Origin of the sequence: Flavobacterium piscisymbiosum, assembly GCF_020905295.1 — a bacterium.
Classification (GTDB): Bacteria; Bacteroidota; Bacteroidia; order Flavobacteriales; family Flavobacteriaceae; genus Flavobacterium; species Flavobacterium piscisymbiosum.
In genome coordinates this window covers 5,391,935-5,417,821 of the sequence record NZ_JAJJMM010000001.1, presented here as the reverse complement: position 1 = coordinate 5,417,821, position 25,887 = coordinate 5,391,935, and the positions used below count along the sequence as shown (strand labels likewise).

Genomic DNA, 25,887 nt, shown 5'->3' with positions numbered 1-25,887 from the left:
CGATGAAAGTTAAATATATAGCCTTTGTAATTTTTCTTTGGTCACTAAAGATTTATTCGCAGAATAATAGTGTAGCAGTTGAAAAAAATCTGTTCAAGGTAAATATTCTTTTACCAGGTTTTATATATGAACACGGTTTTGATCAGAAAAATACCCTGTACTCAGAGTTAAGTTTAGGATTTGGTTATCATAGCAGTTACTATGGAGGATCTTCATGGTCATTTTTTCCTAATATAAATGAGCAGTTCCGTCATTATTATAATTTAGAGAAAAGAGATTCTAAAGGAAAAAGAACGGATCATAATTCAGGTAATTTTGTTGCGTTAAATGCAATCTACAATTTTAAATCAATTTCTAGTAATAATGATTTTTCAGCGGATACTTCGTCTTTTACAATTGCTCCGGTTTGGGGTTTGCAGCGAACTTATAGTAGAAATTTTAATTTAGGATTGAATGCTGGTGTTGGATATAATTTTGATAAATATGAGAGCGAATTTGTGCCTGTAATTAACTTTACTTTAGGCTGGATAATAGGTAAGTAACATGAAAAAAAATGTGTTTGGAATTTTATTCCTTTTTAGTTTTATTTGTGCAAATGCTCAAATTGTTAGGCCATATATTGGCGTTGCAACTTTTTTTCATACAAATTTTTCCAGTTCAGTCTTTTTGAATTTAAAGACTGGTGGAGAGTTTCGTTTAAATAAGTATGTGAAGCCAGAACTAGAATTTAGTGGAATGATTGGTGCTTTAGAGAATTTTACAAAAAGAGATGATAACAATACAATTATTGAAGAATTTACCAGATCAGTGACTTCTGTAAATTTTAGTATTTGCCCTAAAATAATTTTAGGTAATAGTAATGAACTCGATTCTTATTTTATCATTCTTCCTAAGTTTTCAATTTCGAATATTGAAGCGCACGGAAATTTAACAACTTACAATAATTCTGGTGTATCAATTACTAATCGTAAAAAAAATGTGAAGGATTGGAGCCAGTCCCTTGGATTTGGAGTAGGATATAATTTTAATCTATCAGATAACAATCCTGATTCTTTGTGTATTATATCAGATCTTCAAGGAGTTGAATTAGGAGAAGCGATAAATAGAATTAATGAGAATGAAAGTAGGGTTAATACAAAATGGACTTTTGGCTTAGGTCTTAATTATTACTTTAATTTAAAAAGAAAAAAAGTTTAATATTATAAAACGAAAAGTCCCTTGGAAACTCAAGGGACTTTTTTATGCTTTAAAAACGAAAATTAACCTTCGTCGTCTTCTGTAGCTTTATTCAATTTAATGGTCAGTTCTTCCTCATCATCGGTTGAATTTAATTCGAAGAAACTAAAAAACGATCCTCCATAATTTTTCTGAAAAGAAAAATTACTTAAATGTTCCATTTTGGTGTATTTAGAATGCTCAATAATCATCATTCCGTCTTCGTTTAATAATTCTCTTTCGAAAACCGTAAGAACAATTTTTTCAAATGCAGTCTGATCTAATCCGTACGGAGGATCGGCAAAAATGATATCATAAGAAGTTTTGCAATTGTCTAAAAATTTATAGACATCACTTTTCGTGGCAGCAATATCAAAATCGTATTCTGATGACACTTGTTTGATGAATTTTACGCATCCAAAATCACCGTCTACTGAGGTAATTGGAGCACTTCCGCGTGAAGCGAATTCAAAACTAATATTTCCTGTTCCGGCAAATAAATCCAAAACCTTTAAACCTTCAAAACTAAAATGATTGTTCAAAACATTAAATAATGCTTCTTTACTCATGTCGGTCGTAGGTCTTACAGGAAGGTTTTTTGGCGGAAAAATGCGGCGTCCTTTGTATTTTCCTGAAATGATTCTCATGATTGAAATAAGATATAATGTTTTTGATTTTGTGCAGTTGAGTAGCTGTTTTTTTGTTGTAATGTGCTTACATCCAAAAATGAAATATGACGAATGTATTTGTATGCAATCGCATAAAACGGATCGTTTTGATGTATGGTACCTAACAATTCAAGCGGAAAACTTTCAGGGTTCAAGCTCAATTGTTCGGCTGTAAAAAGAATATAGTATAGAAAATCTTCCGGAGTCTGGTATTCAAACGAATTGAATAATAACAATTTCTGATTCTGAACTACAATAACTTCAAAATGATTGGCATTGAAATTGACTACCATTTTTTTCTGGTCGTTGTTCTTAGAGCTTTCAAGAATTTTCTCGACCAAAATACTGTTGACATGTTTGTAATCAAACGATCCAACATTATCAATTAAAAAATTATTGATATTGATGTAAGGAATGTAAACCGAATTCATTTCGTAATTTGAAATTTTATCGAAAGTAAAAAAGTCGGTTTCAAAAACTTTGGTGTTGTATTGTAAATAGCTTCCTAAGAAATTTTCGTCGAACAAAGCACTCGGCACAAAAGTCGAAAGATTGTTGTTATGAATGACTAAAATCTCGTCGTAAGTTTCTTTTAATTCCGGATATTTTTTAAAAGCGGCGCTGTACAATTCTTCAATTTTTGATGGTTTTTGTGTAGCATCAAAATTGATTTCGTTAAAAGCTGTAATCGTATCATTTAAAGTATCAAAACAACAAAATGAAAATCCGTTCAGAGAAACCTGAATAGAAAGCTTTTTGTAATTTTTGGAAGTGATGTTAGTATTTTGCAATGACATATTGATTTACAATTCGTTACCTGTTTTACAAGAAAGAATTTAAGGCGATTACAAACTTACAAATTAAAAAGGAACAATTACAAATGCAATTTCGAAAAACAGTTTTAATTGGATTTTAAAATACGGTTAAATTTTCTTTACCATATAAGTAATATAAGTTCATATTAATTTAGCACAAAAAACGTAAACTTAAATCCCTTACATTACTTATATGGTGAAAAAAGTTTGTAATCGACATTGATATTGCAATTGATTTTTGCTATTGAAATTGATTTTTGCCATTGCAATTGATTTTTGCCATTGTAATTGATTTTTGAATTTGACATTGAAATTGATATTTAAAAGCCCGTTCTTTGTAGTTCAATTTTTCCCTATGAATTCATCACTTTTTTACGGCGTTTTACAAAAACGATTTCCTTTTGCACCCACTTATAAACAGGACATTTTTTTTCAGAAAATTGCTATTTTCCTAACTGATACGCATAACGAAACGATTTTTGTATTGAAAGGATATGCAGGAACGGGAAAAACAACCGTGATCTCGACAATCGTAAACAATCTGGGAGATATTAATAAAAAGTTTGTTTTGCTGGCGCCAACAGGTCGTGCGGCAAAAGTGATTGCCAATTATTCGAACACGCCTGCGTTTACTATTCATAAAAAAATATATTTTCCTAAAAAATCTGCTGGTGGAGGCGTGGCTTTTACCAAGCAGGTAAACAAACATAAAAACACCATTTTTATCGTCGATGAGGCTTCGATGATTTCAGACAGCAATTCAGATTCGAAATTGTATGATAACGGATCACTTCTGGATGATTTGATTCAGTATGTATATTCAGGAACCAATTGCAAAATGATTCTTTTGGGAGATACAGCGCAGCTGCCACCGGTAAATTTAGATATAAGTCCCGCGCTTGATGTACAAACACTTGCTGTGCATTACGATAAAGAAATCGAACATATAGAACTCGACGAAGTAATGCGTCAGGAAGAAAGCTCAGGGATTTTGTACAATGCGACTGAATTGCGTGAATTACTAAAAGATACTTTTATTACCGAGTTTAAATTTGATGTAAAGAGATTTAAGGATATTATTCGTCTTACAGATGGTTATGATATTCAGGATGCTATAAACTCGGCGTATAGTAATTACAGTATTGAGGATACAGCTTTTATCGTTCGTTCGAATAAAAGAGCGAATCAATACAATGAGCAAATCAGAACGAGGATTTTGTTTAAAGAAAGTGAACTTTCAGTTGGAGATTTTTTGATGGTGGTAAAGAATAATTATTTCTGGCTAAAAGAAACCGATGAAGCCGGATTTATTGCCAACGGAGATATTATTGAAGTTTTAGAGCTCTTCGGAATCAAAGAATTATATGGATTCAATTTTGCGAAAGTAAAGATCAGAATGGTCGATTATCCGGATCAAAAACCGTTTGAAACCGTTTTGTTATTAGATACTATAAAAAGTGAATCTCCATCTTTAACCTACGAAGAATCAAATCGTTTGTACGAAGAGGTGATGAAAGATTATGAAAGTGAAACCACAAAATACAAGAAGTTCCAAAAAGTAAAAGAAAACGAATATTTTAACGGATTACAAGTAAAATTCTCCTATGCCATAACGTGTCACAAATCGCAAGGTGGGCAATGGAATACCGTTTTTATAGAACAACCTTACTTACCAAACGGAATCGATCGCGATTACATCAGGTGGTTGTATACCGCTATGACGCGTGCCAAAAATAAATTATATTTGATAGGATTTAAAGACGAAAGTTTTGAGGAGTAAAACACTAATTTGACGAATTAGCACGAATTATTTTTTTTAGATTTAGCATTAGTGAAAATCTGTGAAATTCGTGTTTATAATTATTTAAAATGACAACACTAAACGATTTACATTCGATTTCGTCTACGTTTTCGAATACAGATAAAATGCCGGTTTTATTTTTAGGACACGGCAGTCCGATGAATGCAATTGAAGAAAATCAGTTTGTGGCTGGTTTTCGCGATTTGGCTAAAACATTGCCACAACCCAATGCTATTTTATGTGTTTCGGCGCATTGGTTTACCAACGGAACCAAAGTAACTTCGATGCAAATGCCCAGAACAATCCATGATTTTGGAGGTTTTCCGCAAGCATTATTTGATGTACAATATCCAGCAAAAGGAAGCCCTGAATTGGCTATTGAAACTAAGAAAATATTAGAACCCGTAAATGTCGATTTAGACGAACATTGGGGTTTAGATCATGGCGCGTGGAGTGTAATTAAACACTTATATCCAGAAGCTAATGTTCCTGTAATTCAGTTGAGTATTGATTATACCAAATCAGGACAATATCATTTTGAGTTGGCTCAGAAACTACAATCTTTACGTCGAAAAGGAGTTTTGATTATTGGCAGCGGGAATATCGTTCACAATCTTCGTTTGGTCGATTTCAGGAATTTTGACAAAGACAATTACGGTTTTGATTGGGCAATTGAAGCCAGAGAAACTGTAAATAATTATTTATTGGATGGAAATTTTCAGCCTTTAATAGATTTCGAAAAAATGAGCAAAGCCGTTCAGGTTGCGATTCCAACTCCAGATCATTATTTGCCTTTGTTGTATACTTTAGGCTTAAAAGAAAAATCAGAAGAACTGAGTTTATTCAACGATAAATTGTTAGCCGGTTCTTTGAGTATGACTTCGGTAAAAATTATGTAATGTGGTGTAAGTCTTTTGCAGCTTGATTTTACCGCAAAGCACGCAAAGATTTTAAATTTAAACAGTTTTATAAAAACACAAAGTTCGCAAAGCTATTTCAACATCTAGCTTTGCGAACTTTGTGTTTTAAACTTACCAGCAAGATAAAAAAATCTTTGCGTGCTTTGCGGTAAAATTAAATTACAGAAGAGTTATTTTTCTAAATGATAAGCATATAAATAACCATCGGCACTTCCGAAATAGATGGTATTATTACTGATGAATGGCGAAGAAACAATTGATCCTAATTGATAAAATTTATCCATTACTTTTTTGTTGTTATCGTATAAAGAAAGATCTTCGTTTTGACCTGCATATCCAAAATCTAAAAGATCATTTTTTAAAGTAGAAGCCGCAAATTGTTTGCGATTATCAGTACTTATAACGTTGGATGTTTTTCCGTTCGAAAGTAAATCCAAACTGAAGAAATTGCCGGTAAAATCTCCAAAGTAAATAGTATTTCCTGCTGTTGCGGGAGATGAGTAGACATAACCATTTACTTTAAACCTATATTTTTCTGCACCCGTTTTAGCGTCTAAAGCGAGTAAAGCATAAGTGTCTGAACTGCCTACATAAACGGTATTATCTTTTATCACGGCAGAACTTAGTATCCAGGAATTCTCGGCATTGTATTTCCAAATTTGTTTTCCGGTTTGGGCATCTAAGGCAAAAAAGAAAGGCTCTCTCGCACCAAAGTAAACTATACCATCTGAAACTGCGACTGAAGATTGTATGCCTTTAAAGCCCATTTGTGTCCCCGTTGCAAAATGCCAGATTTCTTTTCCCGATTCAATGTTTAAAGCGTATAAAGTAGCGTCCCAACCGCCAATGTAAATTTTGTCTTTATCGATTACCGGAGTTCCGTGAACGGGTTCATTGGTTTTGAATTTCCATTTTAAAGCTCCAGTTTTGGCGTCCAGAGAATAAATATTGCCATCACTGCTTCCAAATAAAACCCGAGAAGTTTTTCCGTTTACATAAACAACAGGTGATGAGAGATAAAAATCCCATAAATCTTCCATGTATTGCGTTTCAGGTTTCATTCCCCACCTGCCAATTTCACCTAACCAATGTTCTCCACCGGTTTTAAATTTCCAATGCAGTTTTCCGTTTTGTGTATTTACGGCGTAATAATTTCCGTCAAAACTCCCAAAATAAATGGTGTTTTCAAAAATACTTGGTGAGCTATGAATCGCTCCATTGGTTTTGAATTTCCATTTTAAACTTCCTGATTTTTCTTCGACAGCATAAAGAAAACCATCTTCACTGCCAATATAGACAATATCGTTTTTTGCAATTGGAGAGGAAAAAATCTTGCCTTCGGTTTTAAATTTCCATTTAAGATTACTGACTGACTGGTATCCTTTTCCGTCAAAAATGCGATCTGAAAAAGCATTTAATACTGTATTATTTTTGTTTTGGCTTAAAGCCGAATGAATAAAAATTATAAAGAAATAGAGTGGAAGGGTGGCTAGAAATCTTTTCATAGTTTTTATTTTAAAAATAAATATTTTATAAGATATTAATATTTAGTTATTTAAGAAATATGTTACGAATATATTTTTTAAACATGAATGTGAATAGGTATATTTGTTTTAATATGGAATTATCAAATAAAGAGATTAAAACGTATAAATCATCTAAAAAGGTTGTTTTGGGGCCGGTAATTATTACAGGAATATTTGTAGAAATTATTCTATTGATAATGGGAGAAGCAAAAATGACTCCTGTTTTGATTGTTGTGTTTATATTGATGGGACTTGGGCTTTTAATTGTAAAAGGTTCTTTTAAAATTATAATCGATTCTGAGAAGGAGCTTTTGATTTTAGAAAAAACGAGTTGGCTTGGAAAAATAATATTCAAAGAGACTTTCTTATTGAATGAAAACCAATTTTCGATTGCTGAAGACATACTTCCTAAGTCTGGAAAATATTATCTTATTTCGATTGCAAATAATAATACTAAAACGGAAAGCAATTATGTTGCAGAAGGATTTTCCAAAGAGATGTTGGAAGTAGTAAAAAACGATATAAAAAAATACAGAAAAGCTTAGTTTTTGCTGAGTAAATGAAATTTTAAATACTATAAAATGAAAATAATAGCTGTAATTCCGGCGCGATACGCCTCAACACGTTTTCCTGCTAAATTAATGCAGGATCTTGGCGGTAAAACCGTAATTCTAAGAACTTATGAAGCAACGGTAGCCACAAAATTGTTTGATGACGTTTTTGTAGTAACCGACTCGGATTTGATTTTTGATGAGATTGTTTCGAATGGTGGGAAAGCGATTATGAGTATCAAAGAACACGAATCAGGCAGTGATCGTATTGCTGAAGCTATATTTAGCCTTGATGTTGACGTTGTAGTAAATGTGCAAGGCGACGAGCCTTTTACAGAAGCTGGTCCTTTAGAACAGGTTTTATCCGTTTTTAAAGATGATGAAGATCGTAAAGTTGATTTGGCTTCGCTAATGCGTGAGATTACGGATCAAGACGAAATCAATAACCCAAATAATGTGAAAGTGGTTGTAGATCAATCACAGTTTGCATTGTATTTTTCAAGATCTGTGATTCCGTATCCGAGAGATAAGGATGTTGGTGTTCGTTATTTTCAGCATATTGGGATTTATGCTTTTAGAAAACAGGCTTTATTAGATTTTTACAGCCTTCCTATGAAGTCTTTAGAAGCTTCTGAGAAACTGGAACAACTAAGATATTTAGAGTTCGGAAAACGTATTAAAATGGTTGAAACTACGCATGTTGGAATCGGAATTGATACAGCTGAGGATTTAGAAAAGGCTCGTGCTATCTTAGCTTCGAAATAAACTAGATGGCACACGGATGACACGGATTCGCTTGCGCGAAAACGCTGATTACACGGATTTTTGTCATTGCGAGGAACAAAGCAATCTCATTTGCTGAATTACTTTATGTTTTGGTAATGTGTCAGGCTGAGCGTCCCGAGACTTCGGGAGAAGCTCGCGTTCCAATTGGTTCGCCTTCGACTTCGCTAAGGATGACAAACGTGATGTATAATCTTAAATCCTCTTATGAAAACGAGTGCCCTAGCCCTGATAGCAGTGGAAATCCTTTTGTGTAATGAAATGGAACAAAAGATTGGAGCGGATAGCAGGAAATAGCTCCTGAAAATTTAAATTCCAAATAGTAAATTCCAAATTCTAATTTTTACAAAAATGCACATAAAAAAAGCTCCAAATTTTGGAGCTTTTTTTTATATATAAATCTAAATTTATTGATACAAATTTGGATATTTTGAAGGATTAACTTCATTCATCATGGTATAAACTTTCTCAAAAATATCTTCGGCAGAAGGTTTAGAGAAGTAATCACCATCAGTTCCGTAAGCCGGTCTGTGTGCTTTTGCAGCCAGAGTTTGCGGTTTACTGTCTAAGTGAATGTACGCATTTTGTTCTTCCAGAATTTGTTGCAGGATGTAAGCCGAAGCTCCACCAGGAACATCTTCGTCGATTACTAAAAGACGATTTGTTTTAGCGATACTTTTTACAATATCTTTATTGATATCAAACGGAAGTAAGGACTGAATATCGATTACTTCACAATCGATTCCTAATTCTAGTAGTTCGTTTGCGGCTTGTTCTACTAATCTTAAAGTAGATCCGTAAGAAACTAAAGTAATATCAGCACCTTCTTTTAGGGTTTCAACTACACCAATCGGTGTTTTGAATTCACCAAAATTCAAAGGTGTTTTTTCTTTTAATCGGTAACCATTCAAACATTCGATTACTAAAGCGGGTTCGTCTGTCTCTAAAAGAGCGTTGTAAAAACCTGCTGCTTGTGTCATGTTTCTTGGTACGAGAACGTGAATACCACGAACGGCATTGATGATCATACCCATTGGTGAACCAGAATGCCAGATACCTTCAAGACGGTGTCCGCGGGTTCTGATAATTAGTGGTGCTTTTTGTTTACCAACGGTTCTGTATTGTAAGGTCGCCAAATCATCGCTCATGATTTGAATCGCGTAAAGTAAATAATCTAAGTACTGAATCTCTGCAATTGGACGTAAACCTCTTAAAGCCATCCCGATTCCTTGCCCAATAATGGTAGCTTCACGAATACCAACATCGGCAACACGAAGTTCTCCGTATTTTTCCTGCATTCCTTCAAGGCCCTGGTTTACGTCACCAATGTTTCCTACATCTTCACCAAAAATTAGTGTTTCAGGATATTTGGTAAACAAAGCATCAAAGTTATCACGAAGGATCATTCTGCCATCTAAATCTGCTTTTGCATTATCAGCATATTCAGGAAGTACTTTTTCTACAGAAAAAACATTTTTATCTGAATCTGAATGCAGATTACTGCTGAATCTTGGCTGTGTAATTTCGATATAGTTTGTAATCCAGTCAGACAACAAAACTTTGCTGTTTGGGATTTCTATAAAACGCAATATTTTTCTGGCGATTACCAGCATTTCCTTTTTTAGTGGAGATTTGATAGCGCTTAACTCAGAGATGTATTTTTGAATTTTATCTTTATGGTTGATACTCGCGGCAGAAATTTGCTCCAGTAAAGCCATAAGATTTTTTTGATCTTCGATAATTGGATTAATGAAAGAGTTCCACGCTTCTTTTTTAGCTTCTAGAACTTCTTTTTTCAATTCGGCATCAATTTCGGCCAGTTCTTCAGGAGATGCAATATTGATGGCAATCATCCATAAACGCATCTGACGAATACAATCGAAATCTTTTTCCCAAGCCAGTCTTTCAGCGTTTTTGTATCGCTCGTGAGAACCAGAAGTCGAGTGACCTTGCGGTTGTGTTAATTCGTTTACGTGAATTAAAACCGGAACGTGTTGTTCGCGGGCAATTGCAGCGGCTCTTTCGTAAGTCGAAACCAACTCTGCATAATCCCAGCCTTTTACTCTAAAAATCTCGTATCCGTTCGCGTCTTCATCGCGTTGGTATCCTTTTAGAATTTCAGAAATATTTTCTTTAGTGGTTTGATGTCTGGCGTGAACCGAGATTCCGTATTCATCATCCCAAACACTCATTACCATTGGTACCTGCAAAACTCCTGCAGCATTTATGGTTTCAAAAAATAAGCCTTCTGAGGTACTTGCGTTTCCTATAGTTCCCCAGGCAATTTCGTTTCCGTTTACAGAGAATTTATCTTTGGTTTTAATACCGTCGACGTTTCTGTAAATTTTAGATGCCTGAGCCAATCCCAATAATCTTGGCATTTGTCCTGCTGTAGGCGATATATCTGCACTTGAGTTTTTTTGTTTTGTTAAGTCTTTCCAGGATCCGTCTTCGTTTAAACTGTGCGTTACAAAGTGTCCGCCCATTTGTCTTCCGGCCGACATTGGATCAAAATTTAAATCAGTATGACCATATAAACCTGCGAAAAATTGTTTTGGAGTCAGTTCTCCAATAGCCATCATAAAAGTCTGATCGCGATAGTATCCGGAACGGAAATCTCCGTTTTGAAAAGATTTTGCCATGGCAAGCTGTGGTACTTCTTTTCCGTCACCAAATATCCCGAATTTGGCTTTTCCTGTCAATACTTCTTTACGACCTAAAAGGCTACATTCGCGGCTGGTAACTGCTATTCTGTAGTCATTCAATACCTCAGTTTTGAAATCTTCAAATGTTAGTGTAGTATTGTTTTTTTCTTTTATCATAATCTTGAGGGGTCATGTTAGACTGCGAAATTACTTAAAAACAATCAATAATCATAATTCTTTAAAATAAATATAATTTAATTATTTGTATTTAAAATCAAAAAACTACGTATTTTTTTTGGGTTATTTTTACAATAAAATGTAATTTATTGATAATATCGCATGTTTTTCTTTAAAATTTATTCAATTAAAACCATTTTCTAGTAAAAAGATTAACTAATGTTTTTGGCGAAAGTGTGATTACAAATCGTATTTTTTCGTTGTATTTGTTTTGAGAAATTTCCCATCCGTTATTCGAGTAAACAGGGAAATAAAGTTCAAAATAATCCGGAACCAAATTTAATCTGATACCGCTATCATAAACAAAATTCTCACTTTGGTGTTTATTTTTCATAAACCCAATATCGCCGTAAACCTCAATCCAGTTCCAGACCGAATAACTGGCGTTTAATGCTGTCATCCATTGATTGGCGTAGGCTGGGGCTAGTTTCGATTTAAAACCACCTTCGGCCATAACATATTGCTGACTAAAAAATCCGGTACTTTCTGATCGTCCGTAAAAATTATAATCGAACATATAATCGGTTGGACGGTCTAAACCAAAACTAAAATAATCTGAATTTGTTGTGTTGTATAAAAAACTTCCGGCGTACAATCTTAAATTCAGTTTATGGTTGTTTTCAAATAATCGTCGATATTCTACCTCTCCGGCAACTTTACCAAAGTTTCCGCCAAATTGCACATCGGTCATAAAACTAAAATGATCGATTAATTCGGTTTTGGTATTCGAATAACGCGCATTAAAAACAGAATAATTGGGTTTAGAATTATCGGTTATATACTGACTGGCTTCACGATTTACAATGACTTGTCGAAACATAATAAGTTGTTTTCGATTGTCTCTAAAATTCTCTTCGCGAATTCTAAACTGAACCATCGGATTCAATCTTAAATAGGTTGCATCAGGCGCATAATGAAAATAATTCTGACTCACAGAATATCTCACATTATAAAGTGTACTGTTTCTGTAATATTGATTGTACACAAACGCTGACGAACCTGAAATTGTTCCGGCCTTTATAGAATAAGCAGGATTAATATCAAAAGTAAAAGGTTTATCCAGAATCGTTTTGTTATGAAAACGAATTCCCGGCGTAAAACCATCGTACAAATTATAAGTAAGCGTAGGAATGTATAAAATTTGGTTGTAATAGGGATCTTCTAAGTCTTTGGCAAAATTAAACTTGATAGGACGATTCGTTATTACAACACTTTTCAGCGATTTCCAGTTGTTTCTCTGGTTGTATTCAGGAACTTCATTATCGTAATTCAGTACAATTTTATCAGCATTTTTACGATCGAATTCATAAATAGAATCCGTGTTTTTGGGTTCAATCCATTTTTTAAAAACGACTTCGTTTTTCTTAAGTCCATAAACCGGAATGGGAACAAAGTTATCGGTTTTATTTTTGATCTGAAACTGAACACTGTCTTTTGTTCTCAAAACATTCGAAAATTTATAATCGATAATATCTCTCGAGTCGATAATAGTATTAAAAAACCAATCAATATTTTTAGCGCTATTTTTAGTTAGTATTTTTTCAAAATCATAACGATTGGTTTGTTCGGTTTTATTTAGGTTGTAAAATTCCTGTACACTTTCAGGAACAATATCATGATTCAGATAATCATCTAAATAACTCAGACTTAATCCTGCGCGATATTTACTGGCAATTTGCTCGTTGAATTTTATCAAGGTGTTTTTTGGGTCCCCAAGCGGTTGGTCCAGATTTTTGCGGGCCATCAGCATATAATAATAGCTGTATTGCTCGTTGAAAGTAAGATTGGTAATATTGTAACTTTTAAAGAGTTTCATATTAGAAAGTCTTCCTAGCATTTTTTGATCCCTATGGTTTTCCTCCATGTATTGCATCATGGTATAAATCTGGATTCCGTCATACACCCAATTGTCTTTTCGCGGATCTAGTTTTAAACTATTTTTTAAATAATTATTCAGATACGTTTTTAAAAAGGTGATTTCAAATATAAAATCATCAGAAAACGGACTAATAAATGACGGTAACTGATTGAGTCCATAAAACGGATTTCGGTCATAATCTACCTGAGAAACAGTAATTTTTTGATGCGGATATTTACCTATAAAAGCGCTGGCAAAAGTTACGACTCTATTTATAATAATGGCTTTCTGAACTTCGCTAAGTTTTTTGTTTTTAAGATTTGTAAGTACTTCCAGCGAACCATTGTCATAGCTTACAAAATTATTTTGCTTTTCGATAAACAAATTAAAATCAGTTCTGTTGGCTCCGGAATAAGAGTAGGTTTTAAATAATGAATTTGTCGCGTCTTCGGACACCGAGTTCAAATCGGTAGTAATCGAGTATTGATTGGGGATTTTTATAGAAATTTCATAATCCGTACTTGCGTTTGCAATATCGTCCAGATTATAGTTATTGTATTTCATAAAACGATGATTCTCAAAACGCGCAGGGCTTAAGAACCAGTTTTTTAGATTCATTCCGCCATTTTGATCAAAGCCATAACGAGTAAATTTATCACTCGGGATTTTTGAAATATAAACAAGATGTAAATCAATTTTCTCTCCGGGATATAATTTTCGGTTTAGTTTTACGACCACAAAATCGGGATTCTTTTCCGTTCTTTCCCATTCAAGTGCCATATTATCTGAATCTGTCAAATTCAAAATAGTAGTATTTCCTCTTTCTGCAGCTTTCGCTAGGTGAAAACCTCTATAAAACTCATCCGAAAATCTTTTGGCCAATGGTGTATTCTTTCCAGAGAATGCATTATTCCAATCGTTCAAAACAATCGAAATCAAAGAATCATTAGAGGTATTATAATAGGTAATATCCTGTTTTACATTCAGTGTTTTTAGCTCGAGATTAACCGCCACCTCCATCTTAGACTGATGTTGTGCGTATTGTTTTAATGAGCTCATCAAAACAAAAACGAAGAATATGACTTTATATAATAGTTTCAATGATTGCTTGGGATAATTAATATATAACTTAAGTTACGAGTGTTCAGTTGTTTTGGTTTTTTGTAAAAATAGCATAAAAAAAGCTGTTTAAAAAAACAGCTTTAATTTTTTGTAAGATTTTATAATTATTTCACCATATAAAGTGAAATATGGAAATTTAAGTTTACGCTTTATGCGACATTTTTAAATGAACTTATATAACTTATATGGTAAAAAAAATATTAGAAATTAGGACTTAAATCGTATTTCTTGTAGAATTTATCCAATACATCAACCACTTCATCTTCAGTGTCAACGATCTTAAATAAGTTCAAATCCTCTGGACTAACAGTATGCATTTTTTCTACCAAAACTGTTTTTACCCATTCGATCAATCCTGACCAGAATTCAACACCAACTAATATAATTGGGAATTTCCCGATTTTCTTGGTCTGAATCAACGTAATCGCTTCAAACATTTCGTCAAGAGTTCCAAAACCTCCTGGCATTACCACAAAACCTTGCGAATATTTTACGAACATTACTTTTCTCACAAAGAAATAATCGAAATTCAGGTTTTTATCGTGATCGATATACGGGTTAAAGTGTTGTTCAAAAGGCAATTCGATATTTAATCCCACCGAAATTCCGCCTCCTAAATGCGCACCTTTATTACCAGCTTCCATGATTCCGGGGCCCCCTCCTGTGATCACACCGTAACCAGCTTTACTGATTTTGTAAGCAATTTTTTCTGCCAATAAATAGTATTTATCGTCCGGTTTTGTTCTCGCCGAACCAAAAATAGATACACACGGACCAATACGTCCCATGCTTTCGTAACCGTTTACAAATTCGGCCATGATTTTAAAAATAGCCCAGCTATCATTTGTTCTAATTTCATTCCACGTTTTTTGTTTCAAACGGTCCTGAATTACTTTGTCCTCATCATTATCAAAATCTTCTAATCTCATTTTAGGTATTTTAATTATTTATATTTTTATTTTTAGCTGTGTCGTTTTTAAATTGTCATCCTGAGTGAGTCACATTGTTATACTGATCATAGTCGGAGTGAGGAGCTTAATCCTGCTGTCCACTGTATTCCCGATAAACAAAAACTACGGCTAAAAAGCCTTGTTTTTCTAAATCGGGAGATGCCGCTCCCATCAGGGCTAGGGCACCAGTTTTCAATTGAAACATTGTTTTTAGCCCATAAAAAATTGCCAAAATCAAAAACTTTGACAAAAAGGGCGTACTAAATTACTGCTTTTTTCGAGAATTGTTACAGAAATGGGGATTTATTAATTTAAATGTAACATTTCTGTATGAATGTTTTTGGTTGGAGATTCATTATCAATAAGTTGATAGGCATAATAATGATTTCGATATTTTGTGATATTAATAGATTGGTTTTAATCATTTTTCGTCATCCACAACCACAATCTTGTCATCCCGAGGAACGAGGGATCTCCGCAAGAAACTCCGTAAGCAAAATCGCCAATTCTCTATCTGTTTACTTTCACAATCTAGTTAATCAGGAGACTAGTTTTGCTATGTAATTTTGTAGCAACGGATTAGAATCCGTTGCTACAAAATTGGTTGTTCCTCCGGAACTTTAATAGAGATAATTACTTTAATTGATCAGATTTACAACTAGACTATTTGAAACTTCATCCCAATCTAACATTCTTTCAGGTGAAATTCTGCTTTTTTCAATTCTCTTTAAAACTATTTGTTTTTGTTCTTCAGGGATTTCTAGTTCTTGTTTCATGAATTTTTTTATGAATGTTCAAAAATTTAAAAGAGCTTTCGGCTCGATCAATTTTGTAGAGATGTATTTTAATCCGTCCATTTTGTAGATATATTTTATTCTAACTCTTTTTTCAAAAACTTAGCCGTATAGCTTTTTTTATTTTTCGCCACTTCTTCCGGAGTTCCCTTGGCGATTAATTGTCCGCCGCCTTTTCCACCTTCTGGACCAATATCAATAACATAATCAGCAAGTTTTATCACGTCCATATTGTGCTCGATAACCAAGATTGTGTTTCCTTTGTCTACCAATTTGTTAATCACGTCCATTAGAACACGAATATCTTCAAAGTGCAATCCGGTTGTAGGTTCGTCCAGAATATAAAACGTATTTCCGGTATCTTTTTTAGACAATTCTCCTGCGAGTTTGATACGTTGGGCTTCACCACCAGAAAGTGTTGTACTTTGCTGACCAAGTGTGATATATCCTAACCCAACATCCTGAATTGTTTTTACTTTTCGATAAATCTTCGGAATGTTTTCAAAAAACGGAACCGCTTCATCAACCGTCATATTCAATACATCCGAAATTGATTTTCCTTTGTATCGGATCTCCAATGTTTCTCTGTTAAAACGTTTTCCCTGACAGGTTTCGCATTCTACATAAACATCCGGTAGAAAGTTCATTTCGATAGTTCTCACACCGGAACCTTCGCAGGTTTCGCAACGTCCGCCTTTTACGTTAAAACTAAAACGACCCGCTTTGTAACCACGAATCATACTTTCAGAAGTCATGGTAAACAAGTTTCTAATTTCGGTAAAAACTTCTGTATAAGTCGCCGGATTCGAACGTGGCGTTCTCCCAATCGGACTTTGATCGATATCAATTACTTTATCAATATGTTCAAGACCTTCAATCTTTTTATAAGGTTGCGGTTTTTTTACACCATTAAAATAATACGCATTCAAAATAGGGTAGAGCGTTTCGTTGATCAAAGTCGATTTTCCACTTCCTGAAACTCCCGTAACGCAAATTAATTGTCCTAAAGGCAATTCGATCGAAACATTCTTTAAGTTGTTTCCGGTTGCTCCGGTTAGTTTAAGGAATTTTCCATTTCCTTTACGGCGTTCTTTTGGAATCTCTAATTTCATTTTACCGTTCAAATACTGAGCGGTAATTGTATCTGATTTTAAAGTTTCTGCAGGAGTTCCAATACTGATGATTTCTCCTCCGTATTTACCTGCTTTTGGGCCAATATCAATAACATAATCAGCACGTTCGATCATGTCTTTATCGTGTTCTACCACAATAACCGAGTTTCCTATGTCACGTAATTGTTCCAAAGAATGAATTAGTTTTTCATTGTCTCTTTGATGTAAACCAATACTTGGCTCGTCCAGAATATATAAAACACCAACTAATTGCGAACCAATTTGAGTCGCTAATCGAATACGTTGTGCTTCACCACCCGAAAGTGATTTTGAACTTCGGCTTAAAGCCAAATAATTCAAACCAACATTCATAAGGAAATTCAAACGGTCTTTGATTTCTTTTACTACTTCTGAAGCGATTAAAAGTTGTTTGTCTGATAAATGTTTGTTTAAATCCTGGAACCAAACAGTCAGATCAGAAATATCCATATCGCATAATTCGACGATATTTTTTCCGTTTATTTTAAAAAATAAAGCTTCTTTTTTCAAACGCGAACCATCACAAACCGGACAATTTACTTCATCCATAAAATCTTTTGCCCAACGTTTTATAGTGGTCGAAGAAGTTTCGTCAAACTGATTTTTGATAAAATGCGAGATTCCTTCAAAATCTATTTTATAGTCGCGTGTAACTCCTAAATCTTTAGAATTAACAACGAATTTATCTTTCCCACCATGCAAAATCATGGTCATGGCTTCTTCCGGAATTTTCTCAATCGGATCTGTTATCTTGAAGCTAAATTTCTCTCCAATAACTTCCAGCTGTTTAAAAATCCAGGATGATTTATATTCGCCAAGCGGAGCAAAACCTCCTGCTTTTATCGATAATTTAGGATTTGGAATAATCTTTTTGATATTGATTTCGTGAACGGTTCCCAATCCGTTACAATGCGGACAAGCTCCTTTTGGAGAGTTGAAAGAGAATAAATTTGGTTCTGGGTTTTGATACGAAATTCCTGTTGTAGGACACATTAAGTTTCTACTGAAATAACGAACTTCATTGGTGTCCTGATCTAAAATCATCAAAACATTTTCGCCATGATGCATGGCGGTATTGATACTTTCAGATAATCTTTTTTGATTGTCTTCGGTATCTTCGATCAACATTCTGTCGACTACAATCTCGATATCGTGTGTTTTATAACGATCCAGTTTCATTCCGGAAACCAAATCCTGTACTTCGCCATTTACACGAACTTTAAGGAAACCTTGTTTGGTTATTTGCTGGAATAACTCTGCATAATGCCCTTTTCTGGCTCGAATTACCGGTGCGAGAATATTGATTCTTTTCCCTTTAAAATCCTGAATAATCAAATCTTTGATTTGCTCATCAGAATACGAAACCATTTTTTCGCCTGTGTTGTAACTATAAGCGTCAGCACCACGAGCGTAAAGAAGTCTTAGGAAATCGTATATTTCTGTAATAGTTCCAACGGTTGAACGCGGACTCTTACTCGTTGTTTTTTGTTCGATCGCAATTACTGGCGAAAGTCCGTCAATTTTGTCTACATCAGGACGTTCTAATCCGCCAAGAAACTGTCTGGCATAAGCCGAAAAAGTTTCTACATAACGACGTTGCCCCTCGGCATAAATGGTATCAAAGGCCAAAGAGGATTTTCCCGAACCTGATAAACCGGTAATAACCACCAGTTTTTCACGCGGAATAGAAATATCTATATTTTTTAGATTATGAACTCTTGCACCAAGAACTTCAATTGTATTGTCTTTTTCTAACATAATTTTGAGCAAAACGCAAAGTTACCACTTTGATTTATTCTTTTTGTGCTCGATAGCAAAACTTTATGTTACAAATAGTAACAAAAACAATAAATCTCCTGTAGGTTTTTTAATCGGTTCATGACAATTATTCTAGCTTTTATGACATTATTAAAACTTCATGCTTTATATCGTTTTAAATTTACTATTGATTAAGGTGTAATTATTTGTTTATTAGATATGTACATTTTATTCTTGCAAGAATTTGAATCGAAAATTATTAACATAAACCCTAAAAAATCATGAACTTATCAAACACAACTCAGACATTAGACATGGGACCTGGCGTAATTGCCCAGTCATCAGTTAAAGGCGGACCAGCATTTATTCTTTCTGCTTCCGAATGGTTTACAATTCAAACCTACGTAATAAATGCTTTGGCTCTGCCTACGACAGATGCAGCGTTTAAAACTTTATTAGGGTCAGGCGCACCCGGGGATATGACTCCGTTTAAACCATTAATCAGTGCTTATGGAACCATTAACACGCATGTTACAAGCTGGCAGACTGATACTTTTCCTAAAAGTGTTTCGCTGGCATCAGATATTTATAATTATGCACAGCAAGCACCTATTTATTATGCACCCATTTTACCATTGGCAAAAAAACTAACTGCAAATCCTGATGATAAAGAAGCTAAAGATGAACTGACAGCCATTTTGGGAGTACTTTCAAAATCAGCTTCAAGTCATCATGACAAAGCGAAAGAAGTCGCAGAGAAAATCCAGACTTTTGCAACACAGACACAGGCAGATAAAGTAGTTTTAAATGGTTCTGACGGAAAAGGAGGCCTACAAAAGGAATACAAAGATAAATATGGTGAAAGCAGTGAAGATGTCATCAGGCTGTCTAAAGAAATCGAAGCTCAAAAATTGGTTTTGAAGGCAGCAAATGAAGAATATGACCATGATGTAATTGTGGCCGCGACTACACCAACTTATGCCTGGGTATGGCCTTTTGGAACTGTTGCAGCTGCGATTGTTGCCGGTGTTTATGGAGATAAAGCTGTAAAAGCACTTGAAAGAGTAAGGGCGGCACAACAGCAAATTAATACGATGAGTGCAGAGCTAGCTGCAGATGCACAGTTAATCATCAATATTACTACTGCAACTTCTAGTATTACTGATATTTTAGGAAAAATTGAAGCAGCCTTGCCTATCATCCAAAAAATTCAGGGAGTTTGGGGGGCAATTTCTGATGACTTGAATAATATTATTCAGACTATTGATACCAATATCGCCGAAGCACTGCCAATTATCATGAATCTTGGAGTTCAAACAGCTATTAATGAGTGGACAGAAGTGGGAGATTTAGCTCAGGCTTATCGTTTACATGCGTATGTAACTGTTCAAAAATAATTGACATGTTAACTGATAACACTCTTATAAACCAATCTGCACAAGTTGTAGATTGGTCCTCTTTTTATAGTAAATTAAAAGAGAAAGGAAATGTCCCGAATGCTGCAATTACGATAATTGACAAAAATTATGCAGTTTTTAGAGATATGTATTTGGACTTAGGAACAATAACCGAAAGCATTCGTACGTCTGGTTTTAGTCCGTCGCAAATTACTATTTACGCTGATGTACTTCATGTAGGCGATTTTACAAATGTATTGCTTGATGCTGCCGGACTTATTATTTATGCACGCCGCATTGAGGTTACAGACAATTCGACGATTATTTTAGATTACCAAAAAACAAATACTGCTCAGGTTATTGTTTTTGCTGTAGAAATGGCGGGTACCATTACAGTTTCGGCCATAAAAAATACCAAAGACCAGCCTGTATTATTTAATATTTCGCAGGTCAATGTTTCTCCCGGAATTATCATTAATAATAGCGAAGGAAACCCAGTAAGTAATGCTATTAAATTGGAACAGGGATTAGGTTTTCAATTGCCGGGAAATATGCTTTTGTATCTAAATAATGCTTTTATTTATGCATCATTATTATACGATCAGGACCCAAAATTAGCACTGTCTATATTTTTATGGGTGAAAAGTTGGGCAGCGCAAAGTCCTGAAATGGAAGAGCTGTTTTATCGCAGCACAAGCACAGCAACTTTGTTAAATTCTCAGATCAATGCTGCAGTAAACGGAGCTGCTTTTGTGCCTTATTTAACATCAGATATTTATACAATGCTGGCGAAGGCTTTTTCTCAGGACGCGGCTAAGTATGAAAATGATTATATGCATTTGAGTACGCAGGAAGTTTTGACTGCTGAGAATATTGCAATAGCTAAAACGATGGTGAATAATGCGCAAAGCGAAATAGACTTTGTAAATTCTTTACTTGCTCAGGCTAATGAAAATTACAAAAATGCCGTTTCTGCTTCTAATAAAGCACATGTTAATTTAAGTAAGCAACAGATTAAAGTAAGTAACGTTGGGGCAAAATTTGAGCAAATAGGAATTCCGGATTACGAAAGAGAGCAGATTATTAAAGCAGTTATCACTTTAGTGAGCGCTGTTGTTACTTTTGGCGCCGGAATTGCTATGGTTGCCGCCGGAGATCCTGCCGCTGCGCCTGCTGCCGTAACTGGTGCTGTTGATAGTGCAAAAGCCGTTGCAGCAGCAGCCGATACTGCAAAAGATATTGCCAAGACAGCAAAAATCCTTTCAGATTCGATGGCATCATTAAAAAAACTGGTTGAAGTGCTTAAAAAAGTTTACGAACTAGCCAAAGCTGTTAAAGAAGTTGCAGGTAATATCAGTGAAGCTAAAAAACAAATGAAGGCAATTCAGGATATGGACGACACTACCGGAGGAGCAGATTTAAGTGCTGCTGATGGATGGGAAGTTTATAAAATTCAGGCAGATAATATTTTAGAAGATCCTATTAAAAAAGAAATTGGTTTTGCTGCCGAATACAAACAGGAATTAGATATTATGGTGATTTACGGCCAGTCTCTTTCTGCCTCTCAATTAGCGGTAATTAAGGCGGGACAAGAAGTGGCTTCGATTACTTTTCAACTGTATTATGCCAAAGAAAAGAAGGCAAATTTAGAAAAATTAGTCAGCGATTTAAAAGTTGGTGATACGTTGCTGTTAGAAACGATGCAGCAATTCTATCAAAAATATTTAGACAGTAAGAGCTCTTTATTTTCGGCTTTAAAATCATATCAGGCTTCTTATTTTTACTGGGCTTTGAGAAATTCATCGGTACAACCCAAAATTATTGATCCGGTTAAGAATTTAAACGCCGGAATCGAGGATATAACTAAAATTGCAATGGATAATGCAAATGCCTTAAATCAGTTTAATCCGCCGCCACAAAGTATGAGCAATATGCTTTTTGAAATTAAAGCCGCTTCTGTTCTGAAAGAATTACAGACTACCGGAAAAACGACTTGGGTGCTTCCTCTTGATAATCCCGAATTTGAAGGGCTGAACCGTGTGCGTTTATCAAAAATAAGAGTTTGGTTAGAAGGCATTATTTTAGAACCTAATCATGATTCGGTATTCATTAATATTACCACGGCAGGAAATTATCTGGATCGATACAATGATTTAAATTACCAGTTTGGCAGTAAAGAACTTACCCGTACATTTAAATACATGGTTTCTAAGCACGATAAAAATTCAGACTGGGATTTTGATAATGATACTTTTGGTGTTGTTCAAATCGATGGATCCGTAGATAGAGAAGTTAAGTATGCTTACTTTCAACCTACGCCATTTAGCGAATGGAGTATTTCTTTAACCTCAAATAACAAAGGGGTAGATTATTCTAAAATCTCTAAAATTACGATGGTTTTTGAAGGGTCTGCAATTGGATCTGCAAAAAGTGCTTTAGTACGTAAAAAGTTAAGCAATGATTAATTTAGCTTCCAGCTCAGTTAGTGATTTGTTTACAATACCTGTTGCAGAATGGACAGTAATCAATAAACGTGTCGGTCAGGTTTTGGCCACGACAAATATAAAGGATTATATTTCCAGCCTTTTGGCAGGATATCCAAACTTACTCAGTAGTTGTGAGCAATGGCAGAGCAGTACATTTTCCGGTTTAATTTTACATTCAAAGGTTTTGTCCGATTATGCTGCGCAGGCAATTTCTAATTTTAACGGTTTAAATGAGCAGGTAAAACAAGAAATTCAGTCAGGCAGTCAAAATGTGTCCGATTCTTTAAAGCAGGAAATCATCCATTTACTGCAAAAACTTAGTACAGATACAGCACCAATAGCGGCACAGTCTAATCAGTTGTCTACTACGGTTCTTAATTTCTTAAATTTTAATGTTACTGTCGATGCTCAAATGGCTTCATACAAAGGTACTTTAGATACATTTTGGGAACCTTTAGGAAATAACATCAATGAGTTAGAAACTGCGGCAGGACATGTTACGGGAACATGGAGCGCTATTACTGATGATTTGAATTTTGTATTAACCCAGCCTATAATTGTTACAATTCCTTTTTTGCAGTCGCTAAATATCGATGGAGCTATTTTAAGCTGGCAGAATATTCAGAAAGAAAGTATTGGATTTCCGGCACTGACTGCCGGACAGCAACAATATTGGACAAACCCATTTTAAAACAAAAAACTATGATAAAAATAGAAAACGGAAATTTAAAAGAGTTACTTCTTGCTTCAAATACCGGCCCCTTTATGCAGGCCGAAATTGTGTCGCTAACCGGAAAAGGAAAACTGCAGGTCACCTGTAACTGGCTGTATTCTTCATTAAATTGTGATCCTAATTATACTTCGGGTTTAATATGGCAGTTTAATAAAATAGATAATGACCATATTTCATTGTCGCCTGTAAACAGCTGTATAAACAAAACTATTTATGCAAGTGTGCGGGATGATATAGATTATTATCTTCAGGCTCAGGCTCCCTATTCTGCAGATTGGATTACCGCTGTAGGCCGTGATGAAATTATAGGTTTTAAACTTCAGGGTACTTTTATTGCTCAATTTACAGGTTTCAATGGAAAATTTATCGCGATTAATGATAACGCAGACGATCATGGAGGTCACAGGGGTTATCGTTTAAGAAGTATTGGTGATACTTTTAATCAAAATGCGCAATGGTTTATTTCTATAAAAAAAGCATTGCAGCCGCACATTCAGTTTAGCGGTGCTAATTATGATTTAGCAGCTGTAAAACAAGAATTAGAAAACTGTAATTTAAATGTAGAAAACAATGTACTTGAACAAGTAATTTTACAGCTTAACAACTAATAAAAATATTGAGATAAATAAAAAACGCTGATTTTTATTAAAATCAGCGTTTTTTTTATTTAGTCATCATAGTTTGAATCTTACTCAATAGTCATAGAACGAAGCTTTGTTCTGTAAGCTTCAAGTGCAATAGACTTAGAAATAAATCCGAAATATTTTCCGTTTCGTAAAACAGGAAGAAAAGCTGATTTTGACAGTTCGAATTTTTTCATCACAATTTCCATGCTGTCATTAGATGAAATCGTTGCCAAAGGTGTTTTCATAACATCTTTTATCAAAGTATATTTAACTCGATAGTTGTTGAATATAATTTCCCGAATATCATTAAAATGAACCACACCAACCAAATCTTTTTCATTATCAACAACCGCAAAAACAACCTGATTCGAGTGTGAAATAAGATCAACCAGTTTGCTTAAATTTTCATCCGGATGAACCGTTAAATAGTCGCATTGAATAATAGTATCAATATCTAAAGTGGAAAGAATATTAGAGTCTTTGTTACTCGTAAAAGCGTGACCTTTTTTAGCCAAACCTTTTACATCAAGAGAATATTTTTCGAAACGTTTAGAAATAGCAAAACTTATCGAGGAAACAATCATCAGCGGAATCATCAAACTATAACCTCCGGTAATTTCGGCGATTAAGAAAATGGCAGTAAGCGGTGCATGAAATAATCCGCTCAGGATACCGGCCATTCCAACCATTGTAAAATTGCTGATAGGTAATTTTGATAAACCAATAAGGCTAATGAATTTCGAGAAAAAGTAACCTAAGTAAGATCCTAAAAATAGGGAAGGAGCAAAATTCCCTCCGTTACCACCGCTTCCAAGAGTTAATCCTGAAGCGAATACTTTTACCATCATCGTGCATCCCACAAAAAGAAGCAGCACCCATTGATTGTTTCTAAAATCAGCAAATAAAGTATTGTCTAATATTTGTCCGGGATCACTTTCAGATAAGGTTTTAATGCTTTCGTAACCCTCTCCAAAAAGTGTTGGAAATATAAAAATAAGTAATGCCAATAACGAAGAACCAATTAAGGCTTTTCTATAAGGACCCACTTTTAAATTTGAAAAATAATGTTCGACTCTCTGGAAATTTCGAGCGTAATAAACGGCTATAAAACCTGTCAGAATTCCTAACAGAACATAAAAAGGGATATTATGATAGTTAAAAGCTTCTTGTTTTTTAAACGATAATAAAATAGTTTCATCCAAAACGATAGCAGAAACCAAAGCACCGGTCGCGGCAGAAATCATAATAGGCGTAAAGGCCGAAATGCTTACGTCGACTAATAAAACTTCTATTGCAAAAAGAACTCCGGCAATTGGCGCATTAAAAGCTGCAGAAATTCCCGCAGCAACTCCGCATCCAATAAGCAATGTTCTGTCTTTATAGGGTAATTTAAAATTTTGAGCAAAATTAGATCCAAATGCCGCTCCTGTAATTACGATAGGGCTTTCTAAACCTGCAGAACCTCCTAAACCAACTGTTAAGGAACTAGTAACAATTTGGGCGTACATTTGTTTCCTTGGAATAATACTTGCTTTTTTAGCAACAGCATATAAAATCTGAGAAGTTCCTTTTTCGATGCTTCCGTTAAGAACTCTTTTTACCACAAAAACAGTCAGCACAATTCCCACAATTGGAAGGATACTATTAATGAAACTTAGTTTTAAAATACCATTGATGTAGGTCGCAAAAGAGAAAACGCTGTGAGCAAAGGTTTTAAGAACAATTACCGCCAAAGAGCAGGAAACACCAATTAAAACACTTGATAAAAAAATAAACTGCTTTGGAGTCATTAATGATTGTGCCAAAGCGATGATGCTTTCGAGTCTTCTGAAATATTTTTTTAGCATTCTG

At 34.6% G+C, this 25,887-nt stretch carries 19 protein-coding genes; 10 read left to right on the top strand and 9 right to left on the bottom strand.

The genetic code is table 11. The features are described from left to right. Positions 1-2: 2 nt before the first annotated feature. Positions 3-542, top strand: coding sequence for a hypothetical protein (locus LNP81_RS22815; protein WP_230039581.1), 540 nt, complete (start codon positions 3-5; stop codon positions 540-542). Position 543: 1 nt separating this feature from the next. Next, a complete protein-coding gene (locus LNP81_RS22810; protein ID WP_230039580.1) occupies positions 544-1,197 on the top strand; it encodes a hypothetical protein in 654 nt (217 codons plus the stop codon). Positions 1,198-1,259: 62 nt separating this feature from the next. Here LNP81_RS22810 and LNP81_RS22805 read toward each other — a convergent pair whose 3' ends face one another. Further along, on the bottom strand, positions 1,260-1,862 hold the full coding sequence (locus LNP81_RS22805) for an RsmD family RNA methyltransferase (protein ID WP_230039579.1): 603 nt from the start codon (positions 1,860-1,862) through the stop codon (positions 1,260-1,262). Beyond that, entirely contained in the window at positions 1,859-2,680 is an 822-nt protein-coding gene (locus tag LNP81_RS22800) for a DUF3822 family protein (protein WP_230039578.1), read from the bottom strand. Before LNP81_RS22800 ends, LNP81_RS22805 begins: the two co-directional genes overlap by 4 nt. 373 nt (positions 2,681-3,053) lie before the next feature. Here LNP81_RS22800 and LNP81_RS22795 point away from each other — a divergent pair, with 373 nt between their 5' ends. Continuing rightward, positions 3,054-4,478 (top strand): ATP-dependent DNA helicase, encoded by a 1,425-nt coding sequence (locus LNP81_RS22795; RefSeq protein ID WP_230039577.1) that lies wholly within the window; start codon positions 3,054-3,056, stop codon positions 4,476-4,478. An 89-nt stretch (positions 4,479-4,567) separates the two neighbouring features. After that, positions 4,568-5,398: a 4,5-DOPA-extradiol-dioxygenase gene (gene ygiD / locus LNP81_RS22790; protein ID WP_230039576.1), complete on the top strand. Its 831-nt coding sequence runs from the start codon at positions 4,568-4,570 to the stop codon at positions 5,396-5,398. Between the two features lie 191 nt (positions 5,399-5,589). On the opposite strand, the gene LNP81_RS22785 is transcribed toward ygiD, so the two are convergent. Then, complete coding sequence (locus LNP81_RS22785; RefSeq protein ID WP_230039575.1) at positions 5,590-6,924, bottom strand: outer membrane protein assembly factor BamB family protein; 1,335 nt, start codon at positions 6,922-6,924, stop codon at positions 5,590-5,592. Positions 6,925-7,037: 113 nt separating this feature from the next. On the opposite strand from LNP81_RS22785, the gene LNP81_RS22780 reads away from it, so the two are divergent. Both LNP81_RS22780 and kdsB read left to right on the top strand, forming a co-directional pair. Beyond that, positions 7,038-7,490, top strand: coding sequence for a hypothetical protein (locus LNP81_RS22780; protein ID WP_230039574.1), 453 nt, complete (start codon positions 7,038-7,040; stop codon positions 7,488-7,490). Between the two features lie 36 nt (positions 7,491-7,526). After that, positions 7,527-8,261: a 3-deoxy-manno-octulosonate cytidylyltransferase gene (gene kdsB / locus LNP81_RS22775; RefSeq protein WP_230039573.1), complete on the top strand. Its 735-nt coding sequence runs from the start codon at positions 7,527-7,529 to the stop codon at positions 8,259-8,261. 425 nt (positions 8,262-8,686) lie between these two features. Here kdsB and LNP81_RS22770 read toward each other — a convergent pair whose 3' ends face one another. The 5 genes from LNP81_RS22770 to uvrA all read right to left on the bottom strand — a co-directional run bounded on the left by LNP81_RS22770 (position 8,687) and on the right by uvrA (position 18,794). Then, positions 8,687-11,101 carry an alpha-ketoacid dehydrogenase subunit alpha/beta gene (locus tag LNP81_RS22770; RefSeq protein WP_230039572.1) on the bottom strand — a complete coding sequence of 805 codons (2,415 nt, stop codon included), beginning with the start codon at positions 11,099-11,101 and terminating at the stop codon, positions 8,687-8,689. 187 nt (positions 11,102-11,288) lie between these two features. Next, the gene (locus LNP81_RS22765) at positions 11,289-14,039 is read right to left on the bottom strand and encodes a gluzincin family metallopeptidase (RefSeq protein ID WP_230040940.1); all 2,751 of its coding nucleotides are present in this window, start codon (positions 14,037-14,039) and stop codon (positions 11,289-11,291) included. A gap of 302 nt (positions 14,040-14,341) precedes the next feature. After that, positions 14,342-15,070: an LOG family protein gene (locus LNP81_RS22760; RefSeq protein ID WP_065448388.1), complete on the bottom strand. Its 729-nt coding sequence runs from the start codon at positions 15,068-15,070 to the stop codon at positions 14,342-14,344. Positions 15,071-15,729: 659 nt separating this feature from the next. Further along, positions 15,730-15,867, bottom strand: a complete 138-nt coding sequence (locus tag LNP81_RS22755; protein WP_230039571.1) for a hypothetical protein — start codon at positions 15,865-15,867, stop codon at positions 15,730-15,732. Between the two features lie 95 nt (positions 15,868-15,962). Then, a complete protein-coding gene (gene uvrA / locus LNP81_RS22750) occupies positions 15,963-18,794 on the bottom strand; it encodes an excinuclease ABC subunit UvrA (RefSeq protein WP_230039570.1) in 2,832 nt (943 codons plus the stop codon). A gap of 281 nt (positions 18,795-19,075) precedes the next feature. Between uvrA and LNP81_RS22745 the strand changes: the two genes are divergently transcribed. From LNP81_RS22745 to LNP81_RS22730, 4 genes are read left to right on the top strand one after another with little or no spacing between them, the layout of a single operon-like run. After that, positions 19,076-20,191, top strand: a complete 1,116-nt coding sequence (locus LNP81_RS22745; RefSeq protein ID WP_230039569.1) for an alpha-xenorhabdolysin family binary toxin subunit A — start codon at positions 19,076-19,078, stop codon at positions 20,189-20,191. A gap of 5 nt (positions 20,192-20,196) precedes the next feature. Then, positions 20,197-22,656 carry a hypothetical protein gene (locus LNP81_RS22740; RefSeq protein WP_230039568.1) on the top strand — a complete coding sequence of 820 codons (2,460 nt, stop codon included), beginning with the start codon at positions 20,197-20,199 and terminating at the stop codon, positions 22,654-22,656. After that, positions 22,649-23,368 carry a hypothetical protein gene (locus LNP81_RS22735; RefSeq protein WP_230039567.1) on the top strand — a complete coding sequence of 240 codons (720 nt, stop codon included), beginning with the start codon at positions 22,649-22,651 and terminating at the stop codon, positions 23,366-23,368. The genes LNP81_RS22740 and LNP81_RS22735 overlap by 8 nt, the downstream gene beginning before the upstream one ends. Positions 23,369-23,379: 11 nt before the next feature. Next, positions 23,380-24,018 (top strand): hypothetical protein, encoded by a 639-nt coding sequence (locus LNP81_RS22730; RefSeq protein ID WP_230039566.1) that lies wholly within the window; start codon positions 23,380-23,382, stop codon positions 24,016-24,018. A gap of 80 nt (positions 24,019-24,098) precedes the next feature. Here the strand turns inward: LNP81_RS22730 and LNP81_RS22725 are convergent, their stop codons facing one another. Beyond that, complete coding sequence (locus LNP81_RS22725; RefSeq protein WP_230039565.1) at positions 24,099-25,883, bottom strand: chloride channel protein; 1,785 nt, start codon at positions 25,881-25,883, stop codon at positions 24,099-24,101. Between the last annotated feature and the right edge of the window lie 4 nt (positions 25,884-25,887).

Coding starts and splice junctions, on each gene's coding strand:
- LNP81_RS22815 (WP_230039581.1), top strand. CDS start 3: ATGAAAGTTAAATATATAGCCTTTGTAATTTTTCTTTGGTCACTAAAG.
- LNP81_RS22810 (WP_230039580.1), top strand. CDS start 544: ATGAAAAAAAATGTGTTTGGAATTTTATTCCTTTTTAGTTTTATTTGT.
- LNP81_RS22805 (WP_230039579.1), bottom strand. CDS start 1,862: ATGAGAATCATTTCAGGAAAATACAAAGGACGCCGCATTTTTCCGCCA.
- LNP81_RS22800 (WP_230039578.1), bottom strand. CDS start 2,680: ATGTCATTGCAAAATACTAACATCACTTCCAAAAATTACAAAAAGCTT.
- LNP81_RS22795 (WP_230039577.1), top strand. CDS start 3,054: ATGAATTCATCACTTTTTTACGGCGTTTTACAAAAACGATTTCCTTTT.
- ygiD (WP_230039576.1), top strand. CDS start 4,568: ATGACAACACTAAACGATTTACATTCGATTTCGTCTACGTTTTCGAAT.
- LNP81_RS22785 (WP_230039575.1), bottom strand. CDS start 6,924: ATGAAAAGATTTCTAGCCACCCTTCCACTCTATTTCTTTATAATTTTT.
- LNP81_RS22780 (WP_230039574.1), top strand. CDS start 7,038: ATGGAATTATCAAATAAAGAGATTAAAACGTATAAATCATCTAAAAAG.
- kdsB (WP_230039573.1), top strand. CDS start 7,527: ATGAAAATAATAGCTGTAATTCCGGCGCGATACGCCTCAACACGTTTT.
- LNP81_RS22770 (WP_230039572.1), bottom strand. CDS start 11,101: ATGATAAAAGAAAAAAACAATACTACACTAACATTTGAAGATTTCAAA.
- LNP81_RS22765 (WP_230040940.1), bottom strand. CDS start 14,039: ATGGAGGTGGCGGTTAATCTCGAGCTAAAAACACTGAATGTAAAACAG.
- LNP81_RS22760 (WP_065448388.1), bottom strand. CDS start 15,070: ATGAGATTAGAAGATTTTGATAATGATGAGGACAAAGTAATTCAGGAC.
- LNP81_RS22755 (WP_230039571.1), bottom strand. CDS start 15,867: ATGAAACAAGAACTAGAAATCCCTGAAGAACAAAAACAAATAGTTTTA.
- uvrA (WP_230039570.1), bottom strand. CDS start 18,794: ATGTTAGAAAAAGACAATACAATTGAAGTTCTTGGTGCAAGAGTTCAT.
- LNP81_RS22745 (WP_230039569.1), top strand. CDS start 19,076: ATGAACTTATCAAACACAACTCAGACATTAGACATGGGACCTGGCGTA.
- LNP81_RS22740 (WP_230039568.1), top strand. CDS start 20,197: ATGTTAACTGATAACACTCTTATAAACCAATCTGCACAAGTTGTAGAT.
- LNP81_RS22735 (WP_230039567.1), top strand. CDS start 22,649: ATGATTAATTTAGCTTCCAGCTCAGTTAGTGATTTGTTTACAATACCT.
- LNP81_RS22730 (WP_230039566.1), top strand. CDS start 23,380: ATGATAAAAATAGAAAACGGAAATTTAAAAGAGTTACTTCTTGCTTCA.
- LNP81_RS22725 (WP_230039565.1), bottom strand. CDS start 25,883: ATGCTAAAAAAATATTTCAGAAGACTCGAAAGCATCATCGCTTTGGCA.